17 protein-coding genes are annotated in these 17,035 nt (G+C 71.8%); 10 read left to right on the forward strand and 7 right to left on the reverse strand.

Annotated elements, in window-relative coordinates:
• Positions 1–19: 19 nt before the first annotated feature.
• The 4 genes from HNR57_RS19570 to HNR57_RS19585 all read left to right on the forward strand — a co-directional run bounded on the left by HNR57_RS19570 (position 20) and on the right by HNR57_RS19585 (position 3,639).
• Entirely contained in the window at positions 20–1,543 is a 1,524-nt protein-coding gene (locus tag HNR57_RS19570; RefSeq protein ID WP_184561287.1) for a flavin-containing monooxygenase, read from the forward strand.
• The gene (locus HNR57_RS19575) at positions 1,540–2,463 is read left to right on the forward strand and encodes an alpha/beta fold hydrolase (protein WP_184561288.1); all 924 of its coding nucleotides are present in this window, start codon (positions 1,540–1,542) and stop codon (positions 2,461–2,463) included. Before HNR57_RS19570 ends, HNR57_RS19575 begins: the two co-directional genes overlap by 4 nt.
• The gene (locus HNR57_RS19580; protein ID WP_184561289.1) at positions 2,460–3,344 is read left to right on the forward strand and encodes an SDR family oxidoreductase; all 885 of its coding nucleotides are present in this window, start codon (positions 2,460–2,462) and stop codon (positions 3,342–3,344) included. The genes HNR57_RS19575 and HNR57_RS19580 overlap by 4 nt, the downstream gene beginning before the upstream one ends.
• A gap of 76 nt (positions 3,345–3,420) precedes the next feature.
• The gene (locus HNR57_RS19585; protein ID WP_161369811.1) at positions 3,421–3,639 is read left to right on the forward strand and encodes a hypothetical protein; all 219 of its coding nucleotides are present in this window, start codon (positions 3,421–3,423) and stop codon (positions 3,637–3,639) included.
• 69 nt (positions 3,640–3,708) lie between these two features.
• On the opposite strand, the gene HNR57_RS19590 is transcribed toward HNR57_RS19585, so the two are convergent.
• Positions 3,709–6,939 (reverse strand): S41 family peptidase, encoded by a 3,231-nt coding sequence (locus HNR57_RS19590; protein WP_184561290.1) that lies wholly within the window; start codon positions 6,937–6,939, stop codon positions 3,709–3,711.
• Positions 6,940–7,094: 155 nt separating this feature from the next.
• Between HNR57_RS19590 and HNR57_RS19595 the strand changes: the two genes are divergently transcribed.
• Both HNR57_RS19595 and HNR57_RS19600 read left to right on the forward strand, forming a co-directional pair.
• Positions 7,095–7,694, forward strand: a complete 600-nt coding sequence (locus HNR57_RS19595) for a TetR/AcrR family transcriptional regulator (RefSeq protein WP_184561291.1) — start codon at positions 7,095–7,097, stop codon at positions 7,692–7,694.
• Between the two features lie 97 nt (positions 7,695–7,791).
• Entirely contained in the window at positions 7,792–9,999 is a 2,208-nt protein-coding gene (locus tag HNR57_RS19600) for an MMPL family transporter (protein WP_184561292.1), read from the forward strand.
• Between the two features lie 118 nt (positions 10,000–10,117).
• On the opposite strand, the gene HNR57_RS19605 is transcribed toward HNR57_RS19600, so the two are convergent.
• Positions 10,118–11,260: a glutathione-independent formaldehyde dehydrogenase gene (locus HNR57_RS19605; protein ID WP_184561293.1), complete on the reverse strand. Its 1,143-nt coding sequence runs from the start codon at positions 11,258–11,260 to the stop codon at positions 10,118–10,120.
• A gap of 90 nt (positions 11,261–11,350) precedes the next feature.
• On the opposite strand from HNR57_RS19605, the gene HNR57_RS19610 reads away from it, so the two are divergent.
• From HNR57_RS19610 to HNR57_RS19625, 4 genes are all read left to right on the forward strand, one after another.
• Complete coding sequence (locus HNR57_RS19610) at positions 11,351–11,536, forward strand: hypothetical protein (RefSeq protein WP_031138719.1); 186 nt, start codon at positions 11,351–11,353, stop codon at positions 11,534–11,536.
• Positions 11,537–11,580: 44 nt separating this feature from the next.
• Positions 11,581–12,096 (forward strand): YbaK/EbsC family protein, encoded by a 516-nt coding sequence (locus HNR57_RS19615; RefSeq protein WP_184561294.1) that lies wholly within the window; start codon positions 11,581–11,583, stop codon positions 12,094–12,096.
• Entirely contained in the window at positions 12,093–12,938 is an 846-nt protein-coding gene (locus tag HNR57_RS19620) for an EamA family transporter (protein ID WP_184561295.1), read from the forward strand. Before HNR57_RS19615 ends, HNR57_RS19620 begins: the two co-directional genes overlap by 4 nt.
• Before the next feature lie 72 nt (positions 12,939–13,010).
• A complete protein-coding gene (locus tag HNR57_RS19625) occupies positions 13,011–13,286 on the forward strand; it encodes a DUF1876 domain-containing protein (protein WP_031138714.1) in 276 nt (91 codons plus the stop codon).
• Positions 13,287–13,292: 6 nt separating this feature from the next.
• Here HNR57_RS19625 and HNR57_RS19630 read toward each other — a convergent pair whose 3' ends face one another.
• The 5 genes from HNR57_RS19630 to cbiQ all read right to left on the reverse strand — a co-directional run bounded on the left by HNR57_RS19630 (position 13,293) and on the right by cbiQ (position 17,035).
• Positions 13,293–14,456 (reverse strand): serine hydrolase domain-containing protein, encoded by a 1,164-nt coding sequence (locus tag HNR57_RS19630; protein ID WP_184561296.1) that lies wholly within the window; start codon positions 14,454–14,456, stop codon positions 13,293–13,295.
• Positions 14,457–14,498: 42 nt separating this feature from the next.
• On the reverse strand, positions 14,499–14,945 hold the full coding sequence (locus tag HNR57_RS19635) for an organic hydroperoxide resistance protein (RefSeq protein WP_184561297.1): 447 nt from the start codon (positions 14,943–14,945) through the stop codon (positions 14,499–14,501).
• A gap of 101 nt (positions 14,946–15,046) precedes the next feature.
• On the reverse strand, positions 15,047–15,508 hold the full coding sequence (locus tag HNR57_RS19640) for a MarR family winged helix-turn-helix transcriptional regulator (protein WP_184561298.1): 462 nt from the start codon (positions 15,506–15,508) through the stop codon (positions 15,047–15,049).
• 10 nt (positions 15,509–15,518) lie between these two features.
• On the reverse strand, positions 15,519–16,286 hold the full coding sequence (locus tag HNR57_RS19645) for an energy-coupling factor ABC transporter ATP-binding protein (RefSeq protein WP_184561299.1): 768 nt from the start codon (positions 16,284–16,286) through the stop codon (positions 15,519–15,521).
• The gene (gene cbiQ / locus HNR57_RS19650) at positions 16,274–17,035 is read right to left on the reverse strand and encodes a cobalt ECF transporter T component CbiQ (protein ID WP_184561300.1); all 762 of its coding nucleotides are present in this window, start codon (positions 17,033–17,035) and stop codon (positions 16,274–16,276) included. The genes HNR57_RS19645 and cbiQ overlap by 13 nt, the downstream gene beginning before the upstream one ends.

A 17,035-nucleotide genomic window follows, 5' to 3' on the forward strand; every position in this document is an offset into this window, starting at 1 on the left:
GGTGTGTGGAGGTGTCGGCATGGGCGAGCGCGAACACGAGCATGTGCGGGTCGCGGTGGTCGGGTCCGGGTTCGGCGGGCTGGGGGCCGCCGTGCGGCTGCGCCGCGAGGGCGTCACCGACTTCGTCGTCCTGGAGCGGGCGAGCAGCGTCGGCGGCACCTGGCGGGACAACAGCTACCCGGGGTGCCGGTGTGACGTGCCCTCGCATCTGTACTCGTTCTCCTTCGCGCCCAACCCCGACTGGCCGCGAACCTTCTCCGGGCAGGAGCACATCCGCGCCTACCTGGAGCACGTGACGGACGTGTTCCGGCTGCGCCCGCACATCCGCTTCGACTCGGAGGTGAAGCGGATGAGCTGGAACGCCGAACGGCTGTGCTGGGACATCGAGACCAGCAGCGGGAGCCTGTCGGCGGACATGGTCGTGTCGGCGACCGGGCCGCTGTCCGACCCGAAGATCCCGGACATCCCGGGGCTGGACTCCTTCCCGGGCGAGGTCTTCCACTCGGCCCGCTGGGACCACGACTGCGACCTGCGCGGCAAACGCGTCGCCATGGTGGGGACCGGAGCTTCGGCCGCCCAGATCGTGCCCGCCATCCAGCCCGAGGTCTCGCGCCTGACCCTGTTCCAGCGCACCCCGCCCTGGGTCATGCCCCGCGTCGACCGGAACATCAGCGGTCCCGAGCGGTGGCTGCACCGGCAGCTTCCCTTCACCTCGCAGCTCAGGCGCGGACTGCTGTGGGGCATCCGGGAGTTGCAGGTCCAGGCGTTCACCAAGCATCCCAAGCAGCTCGGCCTCGTCGAGGAGCTGGCGCGGCGCAACATGGCCCGTTCCGTCAAGGACCCGGCGCTGCGGGCGAAACTGACCCCGGACTACCGCATCGGCTGCAAGCGGATCCTGCTGTCCAGCGACTACTACCCCGCGCTCGCGCAGCCCAACGTGGACGTGGTCGCGAGCGGGCTCGCCGAGGTCCGCGGGTCCACCCTGGTCGCCGCCGACGGCAGCGAGGCCGAGGTGGACGCGATCGTCTTCGGCACCGGCTTCCACGTCACCGACATGCCCATCGCCGAGCGGGTCGTGGGCGCCGACGGGCGGACCCTCGCCGAGACCTGGAAGGGCGGCATGGAGGCCCTGCGCGGCGCCTCCGCGGCCGGCTTCCCCAACTGGATGACGATCATCGGGCCCAACACCGGCCTCGGGAACTCCTCGATGATCCTCATGATCGAGTCCCAGCTGAACTACCTGGCCGACTACGTCCGTCAACTCGACGTCCTCGGGGGCCGGGTGGCCCTCGACGCCCGCCCGGACGCGGTGCGCTCCTGGAACCACCGGGTGCAGGAGCGCATGCAGCGCACCGTGTGGAACACCGGCGGCTGCACCAGCTGGTACCTCGACGCGAGCGGCCGCAACACCACCATCTGGCCCGGTACGACCGGCGAGTTCCGGCGGGCGACACGGCGCGTCGACCTCGCGGAGTACGACGTCCTGCGGGCTCCCGCGGCCGTGAAGGGCATCGCGCAGGAGAAAGCCGGGGTGGAAGCGTGAGCCGCCTTCTGCACGTCGGATCCGGCCCCTACGCCCCGCCCGCCCCGGCGCGTGAACCGACCGTCGTCTCCGCCGACGGATCCCGGCTGCACGTCGAGGTCCACGGGCCCGAGGGCGCGCCGGCCGTCGTCCTGGCCCACGGCTGGACCTGTTCCACCGCCTTCTGGGCGGCGCAGATCCGCGGCCTGGCCGCCGACCACCGGGTCATCGCCTACGACCAGCGCGGCCACGGGCGCAGCCCGGCGAGCCCCGCGTGCAGCCCCGACGCGCTCGCCGACGATCTGGAAGCCGTACTGGAGGCGACCCTCGCGCCCGGCGAACAGGCCGTGGTCGCCGGGCACTCCATGGGCGGGATGACCATCATGGCGGCCTCCGGCAGAGCAGCGTTCCGTGCGCACGCGGCGGCGGTCCTGCTGTGCAGCACGGGCAGTTCGCAGCTGGTCGCCGCCTCCACCGTCGTCCCCTTGCGGGCCGGGCCGGTGCGGACCTGGCTGACCCGGCGGATCCTGGGCTCCCGTGCCCCGCTCGGGCCGGTCACACCGCTGGCCCGCCGGATCCTGAAGTACGGGACGATGGGCCCCGGTTCGGCCCCGGACATGATCGAGGCGTGCGCCCGGATCGTGCACGCCTGCCCCCGCAAGGTCCGCCACGCCTGGTCGCAGGTGCTGGATCTGCTCGACCTCGACCACGGCGTGCGGGAGCTGGACGTGCCCACGGCCGTGATCGTCGGGACGGCGGACCGGCTGACACCGCCGGGGCAGAGCCGGGCCCTGGCCGCCGCGCTGCCGCAGTGCACCGGCATCGTCGAACTGCCCGGCATCGGCCACATGACGCCCGTCGAGGCGCCGGAACTGGTCACCGGCACCATCCGGGAACTGGTCCGCACACACATCCAGGTCGTATCCGAGGAGAGCGCATGAGCAGGGTGAGCCTCGAAGGCAAGGTCGCCGTGGTGACCGGGGCGGCGCGCGGCGTCGGGGAGTTGCTGGCCCGCAAGCTCTCCGCGCGCGGGGTGAAGGTGGCGCTGGTCGGCCTGGAGCCGGACGGGCTCAAGCAGGTCTCCGGGCGGCTGCACAGCGACAGCGACCATTGGCACGCCGACGTCACCGACCACGAGGCGATGGCCCGGGTCGCGAGCGAGGTCAAGGAGCGCTTCGGGCGGGTCGACATCGTCGTCGCCAACGCCGGTGTCGCCACCGGCGGTCCCTTCGCCGACTCCGACCCGGAGTCCTGGCGGCGGGTGATCGAGGTCAACCTGATCGGCTCGGCCGTGACCGGCCGGGCCTTCCTGCCGTCGCTGCTGGAGAGCCGGGGGTATCTGCTGCAGATCGCGTCCCTCGCCGCGATCACCCCGGCGCCGATGATGACCGCGTACTGCGCGTCCAAGTCCGGTGTGGAGGCGTACGCGCACAGCCTGCGGGCCGAGGTCGGGCACCGGGGCGTGAAGGTGGGCGTCGGGTACCTGTCGTGGACCGACACCGACATGGTGCGCGGGGCCGACCAGGACGACGTCATGCGGGAGTTGAGGCAGCGGCTGCCCTGGCCGTCCAACAAGACCTACCCGCTGGGGCCGGCCGTGGACCGGCTCGTGGAAGGGATCGAGCGCCGGTCGAGCCATGTGTACGGGCAGTGGTGGCTGCGCGGGATGCAGGGCGTGCGCGGCTATCTGCCCGGCGTCATCGGGACGGTGGGCCAGCGCGAGATGCGGCGGTTCGCGGACCGGCTGACGGGCATGCGCACGGGCCTGGTCGGGGCCGGTGGCGAGGCCGACGAACAGCAGCGGACTACGCTGCGTAAGTGATCGACATGCGCAGCGTCACGGCCCGTGTGAATCTGATCGAGCCAGATCCCCTCACCCCCAACGGGAGTGAACCCACATGGGTATGAAGGACCAGTTCCAGGAGAAGTCCGAGCAGTGGCAGAACCAGGCTCGCCAGAAGGCGGAGCAGGCTCGCGAGCAGGTGCCGGGCCGCAACCGCCGGCGCGACGAGGACATGGACCCCTCGCAGCCGCAGCGCGACCGTGAGCGCACGGAGCCGCACCGCGACCGTGAGCGCGAGCAGGAGGACCGCTTCGACCAGGACTTCGACGCCTGACGTTGCGTGCTGAGCGGACTGGGGCGTCCCCGTGCGGGGCGCCCCTTTCCCTTGTCCGGCCCCGGGCGTTCAGGTCCTGGGCGGCAGCTTCGGGCGGGAGCGGTCGGGTACGTCGCTGTAGGGCGGCGGCGTCGCCGGCGGGTTGCTCTCCAGCAGTCCGAGTGCCAGCTCCACCGCGTCGGCCAGCTGGGCGTGCCGCCCCTCGGCCCAGTCCAGGGGGGTGCGCAGGACATCGATGTCGGGGGAGACGCCCTTGTTCTCCACCGACCAGCCGTAGGCGTCGAACCAGGCCGCGTTCATCGGCACCGTGATCACCGTGCCGTCGCCCAGTTCGTGCCGGCCGGTCATGCCGACCACCCCGCCCCAGGTGCGCTGCCCCACGACCGGGCCGAGCTTCAGCAGCTTGAAGGCGGCGGTGATCATGTCGCCGTCGGAGGAGGTCGCCTCGTCGGCCAGGGCCACCACCGGGCCGCGCGGCGCGTTCGAGGTGTACGACACCGGCTGGGCGTCGCGGGTCAGGTCCCAGCCCAGGATCGTCCGGCTCAGCGTCTCGATGACCAGCTCGCTGATGTGACCGCCGGCGTTGCCGCGCACGTCCACGATCAGGGCCGGGCGGGACACCTCCATGCGCAGGTCGCGGTTGAACTGGGCCCAGCCCGAGCCGCCCATGTCGGGGATGTGCAGGTAGCCGCAGCGGCCTCCGCTCAACTCGCGTACCACTGCCCGGCGTTTGGCCACCCAGTCCTGGTAGCGCAGCGGCCGCTCGTCGACGAGCGGGACGACCGCGACCCGCCGGGAGGGGCCCGTGCCCTCCGCCGGGTCGAAGGTCAGCTCCACGGTCGTACCGCCCGCGCCGGCCAGCAGCGGGTAGGGGCCCGTGTCCGGATCCACCGGGCGGCCGTCCACGTGGGTGAGGACCGCGCCCTCCCGGATGCCCGAACCGGCCAGCGGGGAGCGGGCCTTGGAGTCGGAGGAGTCCCCGGGCAGGATCCGTTTCACGGCCCAGCCGCCGTTCCTGCGGACGAGGTTGGCGCCCAGCAGGCCCTGCCGGCGCTGGTAGTGCGGCGGGCCCTCGTTGCGCCGGGCGGCGGTGACGTAGGCGTGGGACGTGCCCAGTTCGCCCAGGACCTCGCGGAGCAGGTCGGCGAACTCGTCGGGGGAGGCGACCCGTTCGACCAGCGGGCGGTACTGGTCGAGCACGCCGTCCCAGTCGATGCCGCACATGCCCGGATCCCAGAAGTAGGCCCGGATCAGCCGCCCGGCCTCCTCGTACGACTGCCGCCACTCCGCCGCCGGGTCGACCGTGTGCAGGATGCGGCGCGCGTCGATCCACACGGTGGAGTCGCTGTCGCCCTGCTCGCCGGCCGGGACCGCGCGCAGCTCGCCCTCGTCGACGATCACCAGCCGGCTGCCGTCGCCGCTGACGGCGAACCAGTCGAGGTGCTGGGCGAGTTCGGTCTTCCTGGCCTTGGTGATGCCGAAGTGCTCCAGGGTCGGCCGGCCGGTGGTGTCGTCGGGGTTGGCGAACGTCTCGCCGAGGGCGCCCGAGATCGGCCAGCGCAGCCACACCAGCCCGCCGCCCGCCACCGGGTGCAGCGCGGAGTACTTGGAGGCGGCCACCGGGAACGGCGTGACGCGGCTCTCCAGCCCCTCGACCTCGACGGTGACGGCCCCGTTGTCGCCGTTGTCGTCGTCCTCCACCGGGTCCAGGCCCCCGGCGGCCGGGCGGCCCTCCGGGTTCACCGCGAACGGCGAGGGCGTCGCGGAGGACAGCGGCACGAGGTACGGGCGGCAGCCCAGCGGGAAGGACAGGTCGCCGGTGTGCACGTCGTAGACGGGATCGAAGCCGCGCCAGGACAGGAAGGCGAGGTAGCGGCCGTCGCGCGTGAAGACCGGGTTCTCGTCCTCGAAACGGCCGTTGGTGACGTCGACGATCAGCCGGTCGGCGAGCCGGGCCGTCTTGATCTGCCGCAGGGTCCGCCCGATGCCCGGGTGCGACCAGGTCAGCCACGCCCCGTCCGGGGAGAACGCCAGGTCGCGCACGGGCCCGTTGACCGACCGGATCAGTTCGGTGACCTCGCCCCCTGAGCCCTCCGTGACGTCGACGAGGAGGAGCCGGCCGTCGTGCGAGGCGACCGCCAGCCGCTCGCCCTCGGGGTCGGAGACCAGTTCGCGAACCCGGCCCAGCGCGCCCGGGGCGTGACGCCGGGGTGCCCGCTCGCCGCTCGCCCGGGGCAGGGAGGCGATCTCGATCGCGTCCTCGCCCTCCGTGTCCGTCACGTACGCCACGCGCCCGCTCGCGCCGAGCATCTCGGGCAGCCGCACCCGGACGCCGGGGGTGTCGGTGAGGGTGCGGGCGGGGCCGTCCCGGTGGGTCAGCCAGTACAGGCTGCCGCGTACCACGACGGCGCTGGCCCGCCCGGTCTCGTCGACGGAGAGCCCGTCGACGTGCCGGGACGCCGCCACCTGGTAGGGGCGCCGCCCGGCCCGCGGCCCGCTGAGGCGTACGTCCAGCCGGCGCGGTTCGGAGTCCGGGGACAGGTCGTCGACGATCCACAGGTCGCCCGCGCACTGGTACACCACCCGGGTGCCGTCGCTCGCGGCGTGCCGGGCGTAGAAGGCGTCATGGTCGGTGTGCCGGCGCAGGTCCGAGCCGTCATAGGCGCACGAGTAGAGGTTGGCGATGCCCTCGTGGTCGGAGAGGAACGCGATGCGGCCGCCGGCGAACATGGGGGAGTGCAGATGGCCGCCGATGCCTTCGAGCAGCCGTTCGCCGTGCAGCCAGAGCCGGCCCATGGCGCCGCCGCGGTAGCGCTTCCAGGACGCCGGTTCGTGCGGCGGGGTGCCGGTGAGGAGCAGGGACCTGCGCTCGCCGGACACGTCGGCGACCTGGATGTCGGAGACCGGCCCCCAGGGCAGCTTGCGGCCCGGGTCGCCGTCGGGGGAGATCTTGTAGGCCCAGGTGAAGTAGGAGAAGGGCTCGCCGTGCGAGGCCACGGCCAGGATCTCGCCGTCCGGGGTCCAGCCGCACACGCGGGTGTCGGCGCTGCCCCAGTGGCTCACCTGGCGGCCCGGGCCGCCGTCCACCGGGACGACGTGGACCTCGGGCACCAGGCTGCGCCAGCTCGTGTAGGCGAGCCGGCGGCCGTCGGGCGAGAAGCGCGGGTGGCCCGCCTTGGTGCGGTCGACGGTGAGCCGCCAGGCCCGGCCGGGGGAGTCGAGCGGCGCGAGCCAGAGGTCGTCCTCGGCCACGAAGCACAGCAGGTCGTCATGGAGATGCGGCAGACGCAGATAGGTCACGCCCTCATGCTTTGCCGGGGGACGGACCGGGGCAACTCAAGGCAAAAGTCCGCTCGTGACCCAGCACACGTACGAAACGGTTTCGTTTCCATGAGGGGTGCGCTACATTCGTGACGTACGAAACCGTGTCGTTCGGAGTCAGGAAGGTGAGAGGGATGACCGAGGTCGCCGCCGCGCGTCGCAGCCGGATCACCCCCGAGCGTGAGGCCGAGCTCTACACGGCCGTGCTCGACCTGCTCCGCGAAGTCGGCTACGACGCCCTCACCATGGACGCCGTGGCCGCGCGCACCCGGTCCAGCAAGGCCACCCTCTACCGCCAGTGGGGCGGCAAGCCCGAGCTGGTGGCGAAGGCGATCCGGCACAACAAGCCGGGCAACATCTCCGACATCGACACCGGGTCCCTGCGGGGCGACCTGCACGCCCTCACCTCCCGTGAGGACGACTGCACCATGCAGCAGAACGCCGCGCTGATGCGGGGCCTGTTCATGGCGGTGCACGCAAATCCGGACCTCCTCCAGGCGTTCAAGGAACTGCTCGTGGAGCCGGAGATGGAGGAGTTCCACCGAGTGGTGCAGCGGGCCGTCGACCGAGGCGAGGTCCGCGCCGACTCCCCGGCGCTGGGCTACGTCATGCACATGCTCATCGGCGCGTTCGCGACGCGCACGCTGATCGACGACCAGCCGCCGACACAGCAGTTCCTGATCTCGTACATCGACGCCGTGGTCCTCCCCGCCCTCGGCGTGCCCACCGAGTAGTCCCCCTCAGCTAGCCCCTACCTGACGTATCCGCTCACGTCGTCGGGCTGATCACCCCTGCCCTGAAGACCCCACGACTGACCGGGAGTACGCCCTCGTGGCCACTTTCCTCTACAAACTCGGCCGGCTCTCGTTCCGGCGGCGGCACTTCGTCGCCCTGATATGGGTGGCGCTGCTGACCCTCGCCGGTGTCGGCGCGGCCAGTGCCCCCGCCGCGGGCAACAGCTCGTTCTCCATCCCCGGCACCGAGGCCCAGAAGGCCTTCGACCTGCTGGAGCAGCGCTTCCCCGGCACCAGTGCCGACGGAGCCACCGCACGCGTCGTCTTCAAGGCGCCGAGCGGCGAGAAGATGACCGACCCGGGCAACAAGGCGACGGTCCAGGAGACGGTGAAGGAGCTGTCCGACGGCTCCGAGGTCGTCCGCGTCACCGACCCGTACCAGGCGAAGGCCGTCAGCAAGGACGGCACGATCGCCTACGCGCAGGTGTCGTACAAGGTCTCCGGCATGGAGCTGGACGACGCGGCGAAGGACGCCCTTCAGGACACCGCGCAGGACGCGCGCGAGGCCGGGCTGACCGTCGAGATCGGCGGTGACGCGCTCCAGGCGGTCCCGCACACCGGCTCCAGCGAGATCATCGGCATCGCGGTCGCCGCGGTCGTCCTGGTCATCACCTTCGGCTCGCTGGTCGCGGCCGGGCTGCCGCTGCTGACGGCGCTCATCGGCGTGGGCATCGGCGTCTCCGCGATCACGGGCCTGGCCAGTGCGCTGGATCTCGGCTCGACCACCTCCACCCTCGCGATGATGATCGGCCTGGCCGTCGGCATCGACTACGCCCTGTTCATCGTCTCCCGCTACCGCGCCGAACTGGCCGAGGGCCGCGAGCGCGAGGAGGCGGCGGGCCGGGCCGTCGGCACGGCGGGCTCCGCGGTGGTCTTCGCGGGTCTGACCGTGGTCATCGCGCTGGTGGGCCTGTCCGTCGTCAACATCCCGATGCTGACGAAGATGGGCATCGCGGCGGCGGGCACGGTGGCCATCGCGGTGCTGATCGCCCTGACGATGGTCCCGGCGCTGCTCGGCTACGCGGGCCGCAAGGTGAAGCCGATGGGGGAGAAGGGCAAGCTCCTCGGCCGGGCGAAGAAGCAGGACCAGCCGGCCAAGCCGAACCTGGGCACGCGCTGGGCGAGCTTCGTCGTCCGCCGCCCGGTCGCGGTCCTGCTGCTCGGCGTCATCGGCCTCGGCGCGGCCGCCGTCCCGGCGACCTCCCTCGAACTGGGCCTGCCCGACGACGGCTCCCAGCGCACCTCCACCACCCAGCGCCGCGCCTACGACCTGCTGTCCGAGGGCTTCGGACCGGGCTTCAACGGCCCGCTGATGGTCGTCGTCGACGCGAAGGACAGCGACGACCCCAAGGCGGCCTTCGCCGAGACCGGCGACGAGATCAAGGGCCTGAAGGACGTCGTCACGGTCACGCCGGCGCAGCCCAACAAGGCCGGTGACACCGCCACCATCACCGTGATCCCCGGCTCCAAGCCGTCCTCCGTCACCACCGAGAACCTGGTGCACGGCATCCGGGACGCGGGCGCGGACATCAAGGCCGGCACGGACGCGAACGTCCTGGTCACCGGCAGCACGGCGATGAACATCGACGTCAGCGAGAAACTCAACGACGCGCTGGTGCCGTATCTCGTGCTGGTCGTCGGGCTGGCCTTCCTCCTGCTGATCGTGGTCTTCCGCTCGATCCTGGTCCCGCTGAAGGCGGCCCTCGGCTTCCTGCTGTCGGTGATGGCGGCCCTCGGCGCGGTCGTCGCGGTCTTCCAGTGGGGCTGGCTGTCCGGCCTGATGGGCGTGGAGCAGACCGGGCCGGTCATGTCGATGATGCCGATCTTCATGGTCGGCGTGGTCTTCGGCCTGGCGATGGACTACGAGGTGTTCCTCGTGACCCGGATGCGGGAGGCCTACGTCCACGGTGAGAAGCCCGCGCAGGCCGTGGTCACCGGGTTCCGGCACGGCGCGCGGGTCGTCACCGCCGCCGCGGTCATCATGATGGCCGTCTTCGCCGGCTTCATCGGCTCGTCCGAGTCCATGGTCAAGATGATCGGCTTCGGCCTCGCGATCGCGGTGTTCTTCGACGCGTTCGTCGTCCGCATGGCCATCGTCCCGGCCGTCCTGGCCCTCCTCGGCCGCAAGGCGTGGTGGCTGCCCAGGTGGCTCGACCGCGCGCTGCCCAACGTGGACGTGGAGGGCGAGGGCCTGCGCGCCGCCTCCGGTGACGACGACGGCGACAGGGAACTGGTCCGCGTCTGACACCTCGTGAAAGACCGGCCGGTGAGGGCGCACCGTCCCCACGGTGCGCCCTCACCGGCCTCTTCGAACGGGTGCGCCGAGGTGGCCCGGATGCTCCGATCGGCTCTGCTCGGGCTCCTTACGCCGCCTGTGGGTGGAGGACCACCTTCGTGTAGCCCTCGACGCGCTTGTCGAACTTCTCGTATGCCGACGAAGCCTGTTCGAGCGGCAGTTCGTGCGAGACGACGAAGCTGGGCTTCGCGCGATCCTCGATGATCATGTCCCGCAGGTGGCGGTTGTACCGCTTGACGTTGCACTGCCCGGTGCCCAGGCGGAGCCCCTTCTCGAAGAGGCGTCCGACGGAGACCATCAGCATGCCCTTCTTGGCCGACTCGTCCGGACCGCCCGGGTCGCTCGGTACGTAGAGGCCGGGGATGCCGAGCGCGCCCGTCGGGCGGACCGTTTCGACCAGGGAGTTCAGAACGATCGCCGGTTCCTCGCGGTCCTCGCCCTGCGCCTGGGCCTGGTAGCCCACGGCGTCGATGCCCTTGTCGGTCCCTTGGCCGTCCGTCTGCTCCTTGATCTGCTCCGCCGGGTTGCCCTGGGTGAAGTCGATCGGGACCGCGCCGATCTCCTCGGCCTTCTGGAGGCGCTCCGCCACCCGGTCGACCACGAACACCTTGCTCGCACCGCGCAGCATCGCGGAGTAGGCGGCCATCAGCCCGACCGGACCGGCGCCGTACACGGCGACCGTGTCACCGGGGCGCACGTCGGCCAGCTCGTTGCCGTGGTAGCCCGTCGGGAAGATGTCCGCGAGCAGCACGAAGTCGGTCTCCTTCTCGGTGCCCTCCGGGAGCTTCAGGCAGTTGAAGTCGGCGTACGGGACCCGTACGTACTCCGCCTGGCCGCCCGTGTAGGGCCCCATGGCGACATAGCCGTAGGCGCCGCCGGCGAAGCCCGGGTTCACCGTCAGGCAGAAGCCCGTGAAGCCCGCCGAGCAGTTCTTGCAGAACCCGCAGGCCACATTGAACGGCATGACCACCCGGTCGCCCTTGCTGAGTGTGGTGACACCCTCTCCTGTCTCCTCGACTGTTCCGAGGTTCTCGTGGCCGAACACGATGCCCGGCTCCGCGGCCGTGCGGCCCTCGTACATGTGCAGGTCGGAGCCGCAGATGGCCGTTGACGTGACCCGGACGAGCACATCGTTCGGGTGCTGAATCCGTGGATCCTCCACTTGCTCTATCGCTACCTCGAAGGGCCCCTTGTATACGACAGCCCTCATCGTCAAGCACCTCCATCTGTGCCGTGGCTCATATACCAGGCTGGTGCATGATGAGACGATTTGCACCCAGAGGAGAAAGGAAGTAGGGCTTTGTCTCGTCGTATAGGCACCCTTCTCGTGGCGGTCTCCGGACTGTCCGGCACCACCTACCCTGTCGGGACCCGCGTGGCCATCCAGGGCACCGGCGGATCCGTCGACGGCTTCGTCGACGGCGACTGGCTGCCGCTCGCCTGGTGGGAGTTCGCGGACGTCCGGCCGGAGGACACCACCGGCTGAAACGGCCTCGCTTGTCCTCTACACGTACCGCTAGCGTGCAGGGCATGACGACGACAGCCGCCACTGACGCCGAGGGCTCCGGAGCCCACCCCCGATTCGCCGAGGCCCTGCGGGAGCTCGGGCTCGGGGATCTCGTGGGACAGGTCCGCCGGTTCCCGGATGCCACCCGTACCGCCGCCGAGGCCGCCGCCGCGATCGGGTGCGAGCTGAGCCAGATCTGCAAGTCGCTGATCTTCGCCGCGGACGGCGTTCCAGTGCTCGTGCTCATGGACGGGGCCTCCCTGGTCGACCTCGAACTGGTCCGCAAGGAACTCGGCGCCGACAAGGTCACCCGGGCCAAGGTGGACATCGTGCGGGAGACCACCGGGTACGCCATCGGCGGGGTACCGCCCTTCGGGCACCGGACCAGGACCCGGGTGCTCGCCGACCGGTCCCTGCTGGAGCACGACGTCGTCTGGGCCGCGGCCGGGACGCCGTACGCCGTGTTCCCGATGGCCCCCGAGGACCTCGTGGCCCACGCCGACGGCACCCTGGTGGACGTGCGCGAGCGCACCGCGTGACCCCCCTGGTCACGGCCGCCGTTCTGCTCGCCGCCGTCACCCACGCCAGCTGGAACGCCATCGCCCACAAGATCACCGACAAGCTGGCCGGCTTCACGCTGATCTCGGGCGGCGGGGTCCTCATCGGACTGGCCCTGGCACCCTTCGTGGCGTTTCCGGCGGCCGGAGCGTGGCCGTACCTGTTCGCCTCCGCCGCCGTCCACATCGCTTACTACGCCCTGCTGATGAAGTCCTTCCGGCTGGGCGACTTCGGGCAGGCCTATCCGATCGCCCGGGGCACCGCGCCGCTCGTCGTGACCCTGCTCGCCGCCCTCTTCGCACACGAGGTGCCCGACGGGTGGGCCGCCGCCGGGATCGCCCTGTCCTGCGCGGGGCTGACCGGCGTCGCCCTGTGGGGACTGCGCGGGCGGCGGCCCGACTGGGCGGCGATCGGGGCGGCTCTGGCGACCGGGCTGACCATAGCGGTGTACACCGTCGTCGACGGTCTTGGCGTACGGGCCTCCGGGTCCTCCCTCGGCTACATCGCCTGGCTGATGGCGGTGCAGGGGGTCGTCATCCCGGCGTACGCGGCGTGGCGCCGGCGCGGGGAGACGGTCGCCCTGCTCCGGCCCTTCGCCGGGGTCGGGCTGCTCGGCGCCGCGCTGTCCGTCGCCGCCTACGCCCTCGTCCTGTGGGCCCAGACCAGGGCCGAACTCGCCCCCATCGCGGCCCTGCGCGAGTCGTCGATCATCGTGGGCGCGGCCATTGGGGCGGTGTTCTTCAAGGAGCGGTTCGGCGCGCCGAGGATCGCGGCGGCCGGGCTGCTCGTCGTCGGCATAGGGCTGATGCTGCACGCCGGATAGGGGCCCGTCGGACGGGTGCGTCCGGCCCGTGCGAGGAGCACCCTGGAACTAAGCGTTCCGGAGGTGATCGTCATGATGCACACCACCGTGGGGTGGCACGTCGAGATGGAGTTCACGGAGGACGACCAGCACACGCGAGCGGCCGCGATGGTCCGCCTGCCCGACGGTACCGAGGTACGGGCGCACGGCCACGCGAGCCGGCACCGGACCGACGCCAATCAGCCGAGGGTCGGGGAGGAGATCGCCGGGGCGAGGGCGCTCAACGAACTCGCCATGCGGTTGCTGACCAAAGCCCACGAGGAGATCGACCAGGCGTCCGGCCGGACCTCGCACCCCATCCATGTCTAGCGGCTTCTAGAGGTCCAGCACTCCCCGCACGGCCCGCACCAGCCCCTGTGCCCGCGGGTCCGCCGTCACGGTCTTGCGGAAGCCGTTGGTGACGTAGCCGAAGGCGATTCCCGTCTCCGGGTCGGCGAAGCCCAGGGCACCGCCGCGCCCCGGGTGGCCGAAGGAGCCCGGGGTGAGGAGCGGCGACGCGCTGCCGTGCAGCATGTAGCCGAGGCCGAAGCGGGTGCCGACCACCAGGACCCGGTCGGGGCCCGCCGACTCCTCGGCCCGGGCCAGTTCCACCGTCTGCGGTGTGAACAGGCGGGCGGCGCCGGCCGTGTCGCCGATCAGGGTCGCGTAGAAACGGGCCAGTCCGTCCGCCGTCGCCACGGCGTTCGTCGCGGGCAGGGCGGCCGCGCGGTAGGCGGGGTCGTTCTGGTCGGGGAAGGGGGAGATCGCGGCGAACGCCCGGCGGGTGAGGGAGGCCGGGTCCTCGTAGGCCTCGGTGACCGACCGCTTCGGGCGGGCCCGCAGACCACCGGTCCGCTCGGCCCCCTCGACGCGGCCCACCCGCCCGGCCCGGCCGGCCTCCGACTCCGGCAGGCCGAGCCAGAGATCCAGGCCCAGCGGGCCGGTGACCTGGGAGGCGAGCCACGCCCCGGTGCCCTGCCCGGTCACGCGCCGCACGAGCTCGTCGAGCAGCCAGCCGTAGGTGAGCGCGTGGTACCCGTGGTCGGTGCCGGGCTCCCAGACCGGGGCCTGCGCGGCGACGGCCTCCGGGCCCTTCAACGGGTCGAGGGCGTCCTGCGGGGTGAGCGGCCGGTCGAGGACCGGCAGCCCGGCGCGGTGGTTCAGCACGTGCCGGACCAGCACCCGCTCCTTGCCCCGCGCCTTGAACTCGGGCCAGTAGTGCCCCACCGGCGCGTCCAGGTCCAGCTGTCCGCGCTGGTGCAGCAGCAGGAGTACGGCGGCGGCGACCCCCTTCGTCGCCGAGCGCACGACCTGGGCGGTGCCGCGCTCCCAGGGGGCCGTGCCGTCGACGTCCCTGGTGCCGCCCCAGAGATCGACGACCTGCTGCCCGTCCCGGTAGACGGCGACCGCCGCGCCCCGGTCCCCGAGCGTCTCGAAGTTCCTTACGAACGCGTCCCTCACCGGCTCGAAGCCCTCGGCCACTGTGCCGTGCACGTCCACGCCCGTACTCCTCGCTCGCCGCTGTGCTCGTGGTGCTCCCCTCTAGCCAAGCAGGATGGTCACGTCGATGTTCCCGCGGGTCGCGTTCGAGTACGGGCACACCTCATGGGCCGCGTCCACCAGCCTGGTCGCCAGGTCCGGGTCGACGACCGGCAGCGAGACGCTGAGGGCGACCGCTAGGCCGTAGCCGCGCTGCCGGTTGGGGCCGATGCCGACCTTCGCGGCGACCGTGGAGCCGGTCAGGTCGTAGCCCTCGCGGTTGCCGACGAGGATCAGGGCGTTGTGGAAGCAGGCGCTGTAGCCGGCCGCGAAGAGCTGTTCCGGGTTGGTGCCGTTGCCGTCGCCGCCGAGCTGCGGGGGCATGGCGACCTTGAGGTCGATCTGACCGTCCTGGCTGGTGACATAGCCGTCGCGACCACCGTGGGCGGTGGCCTCCGCCACGAACATGATCTTCGTCGGGCGGGTGTCGACGGCGGGGCCGTCAGTCATGCTGTCCTCCCCCGGAACCAAGTGCGCACAAACACATCGTGCACAAGGTACTGGCCAGTAACTGGCTTGTCATACCAGGGGGTCACAACGAGGGATAACCCTCAGCGGGCCCGGTCCGCCGCCGACTCCGCCCGCTCGGCCAGCCGCCACAGCTCCGCCCGCAGCCGCCCGGCCTCCGTCCCGTCGAGCCCCGTCGCCGCCATCAGCGCGCCGGGCACCCGCCCCGCCCGCTCCCGGAGTTCCTCCCCGCGCCCCGTCACGGCCACGAGCACCGACCGCTCGTCCCGCGCCGACCGCTCACGCCGGACCAGACCGGCCGCCTCCAGCCGCTTCAGCAGCGGCGAGACCGTGCCGTAGTCGAGGCGCAGGGCCGCGGCCAGCTCCTTCACCGTCGTCTCACCGCGCTCCCAGAGGACCAGCAGCACCAGGTACTGGGGGTAGGTGAGGCCCAGGTCGTCGAGGAGCGGGCGGTACGCCGCCGTCACCGCGCGCTGGGCGGCGTACAGCGCGAAGCACAGCTGGTCGTCCAGCAGCGGTGGTCCGGTGCTCTCCTCGTTCGTCACGCGGCCATTGTCACGGACGGGCCGGAGCCGCCGGGACGGAACGCGGATCGAAGCCGAACGGCAGCTCCAGACGGTGGGCCCGCATCAGCTCCTCGTCCGAGAGCAGCTCGCCGGTCGGCCCGTCGGCCGCGATCACCCCGTCGCTGAGGATCAGGGAGCGCGGGCACAGCTCCAGGGCGTAGGGCAGGTCGTGCGTGACCATCAGCACGGTCACGTCCAGGGAGCGCAGGATGTCCGCCAGTTCGCGGCGCGAGGCCGGGTCGAGGTTGGAGGACGGCTCGTCCAGCACGAGGATGTCCGGCTCCATGGCCAGCACGGTCGCGACGGCCACCCGGCGGCGCTGCCCGAAGGAGAGGTGGTGCGGCGGACGGTCCCTGAACTCCGCCATGCCGACCCGCTCCAGGGCCCGCTGCACGCGGTCCTCCAGCTCCGGCCCCTTCAGCCCGGCAGCCGCCGGCCCGAATGCCACGTCCTCCCGGACCGTCGGCATGAACAGCTGGTCGTCCGGGTCCTGGAAGACGATGCCGACCCGGCGCCTGACCTCGGCCATGTTCCGCCGGTCCACGGGCAGCCCGGCGACCTTCACCGTGCCGGCGCCGCCGGTCAGGATGCCGTTCAGGTGCAGCACGAGGGTCGTCTTGCCGGCGCCGTTCGGCCCGAGCAGCGCGACCCGCTCACCGCGCGCGACCGAGAAGTCGACGCCGAAGAGGGCCTGGTGCCCGTCGGGGTAGGCGAAAGCGAGGCCCGAGACCTCCAGAGAAGCAGTCACAGGGTCCATCCCAGCAGACAGACGAGCAGCGCGGCGCAGGGGAGGGCGAGGGCGTACGACCACTGCGCCCGGGACGCGGTCACCTCGTCGATGACGGGCATGGAACCGGCGTATCCGCGGCTGACCATGGCCAGGTGCACCCGCTCGCCGCGCTCGTAGGAGCGGATGAACAGCGCGCCGGCCGACTTGGCGAGCACGCCCCAGTGCTTGACGCCCTTGGCCTCGAAGCCGCGGGACTCCCGGGCGATCCGCATCCGCCGCATCTCGTCGGTGATGACGTCGCCGTAGCGGATCATGAAGGACGCGATCTGCACGAGGAGCGGCGGGAGCTTGAGGCGCTGCAGGCCGAGCAGCAGTTCGCGCAGCTCGGTCGTGGCGGCCAGCAGCACCGAGGCCGCGACGCCGAGCGTGCCCTTGGCCAGCACGTTCCAGGCGCCCCACAGGCCGTTCACGCTCAGGGACAGACCGAGGACGTCGACCCGTTCGCCCTCCGCCACGAACGGCATGAGCACCGCGAACGCGACGAACGGCACCTCGATCAGCAGCCGCCGGAGCAGGAAGCCGGCGGGCACGCGCGCGACGCACGCGACGGCCCCGAGCAGCACCGCGTACAACCCGAAGGCCCACATCGCCTCGCGTGGCGTCGACACGACGACGACCACGAAGGCGAAGACGGCGGCGAGCTTGGTGTGCGGCGGCAGGCCGTGCACGGGCGAGTGCCCGTGCCGGTACAGCTTGTGCGCGTGCCCTGCTCCCAT

This window comes from Streptomyces paradoxus (assembly GCF_014202475.1).
Lineage (GTDB): Bacteria > Actinomycetota > Actinomycetes > Streptomycetales > Streptomycetaceae > Streptomyces > Streptomyces paradoxus.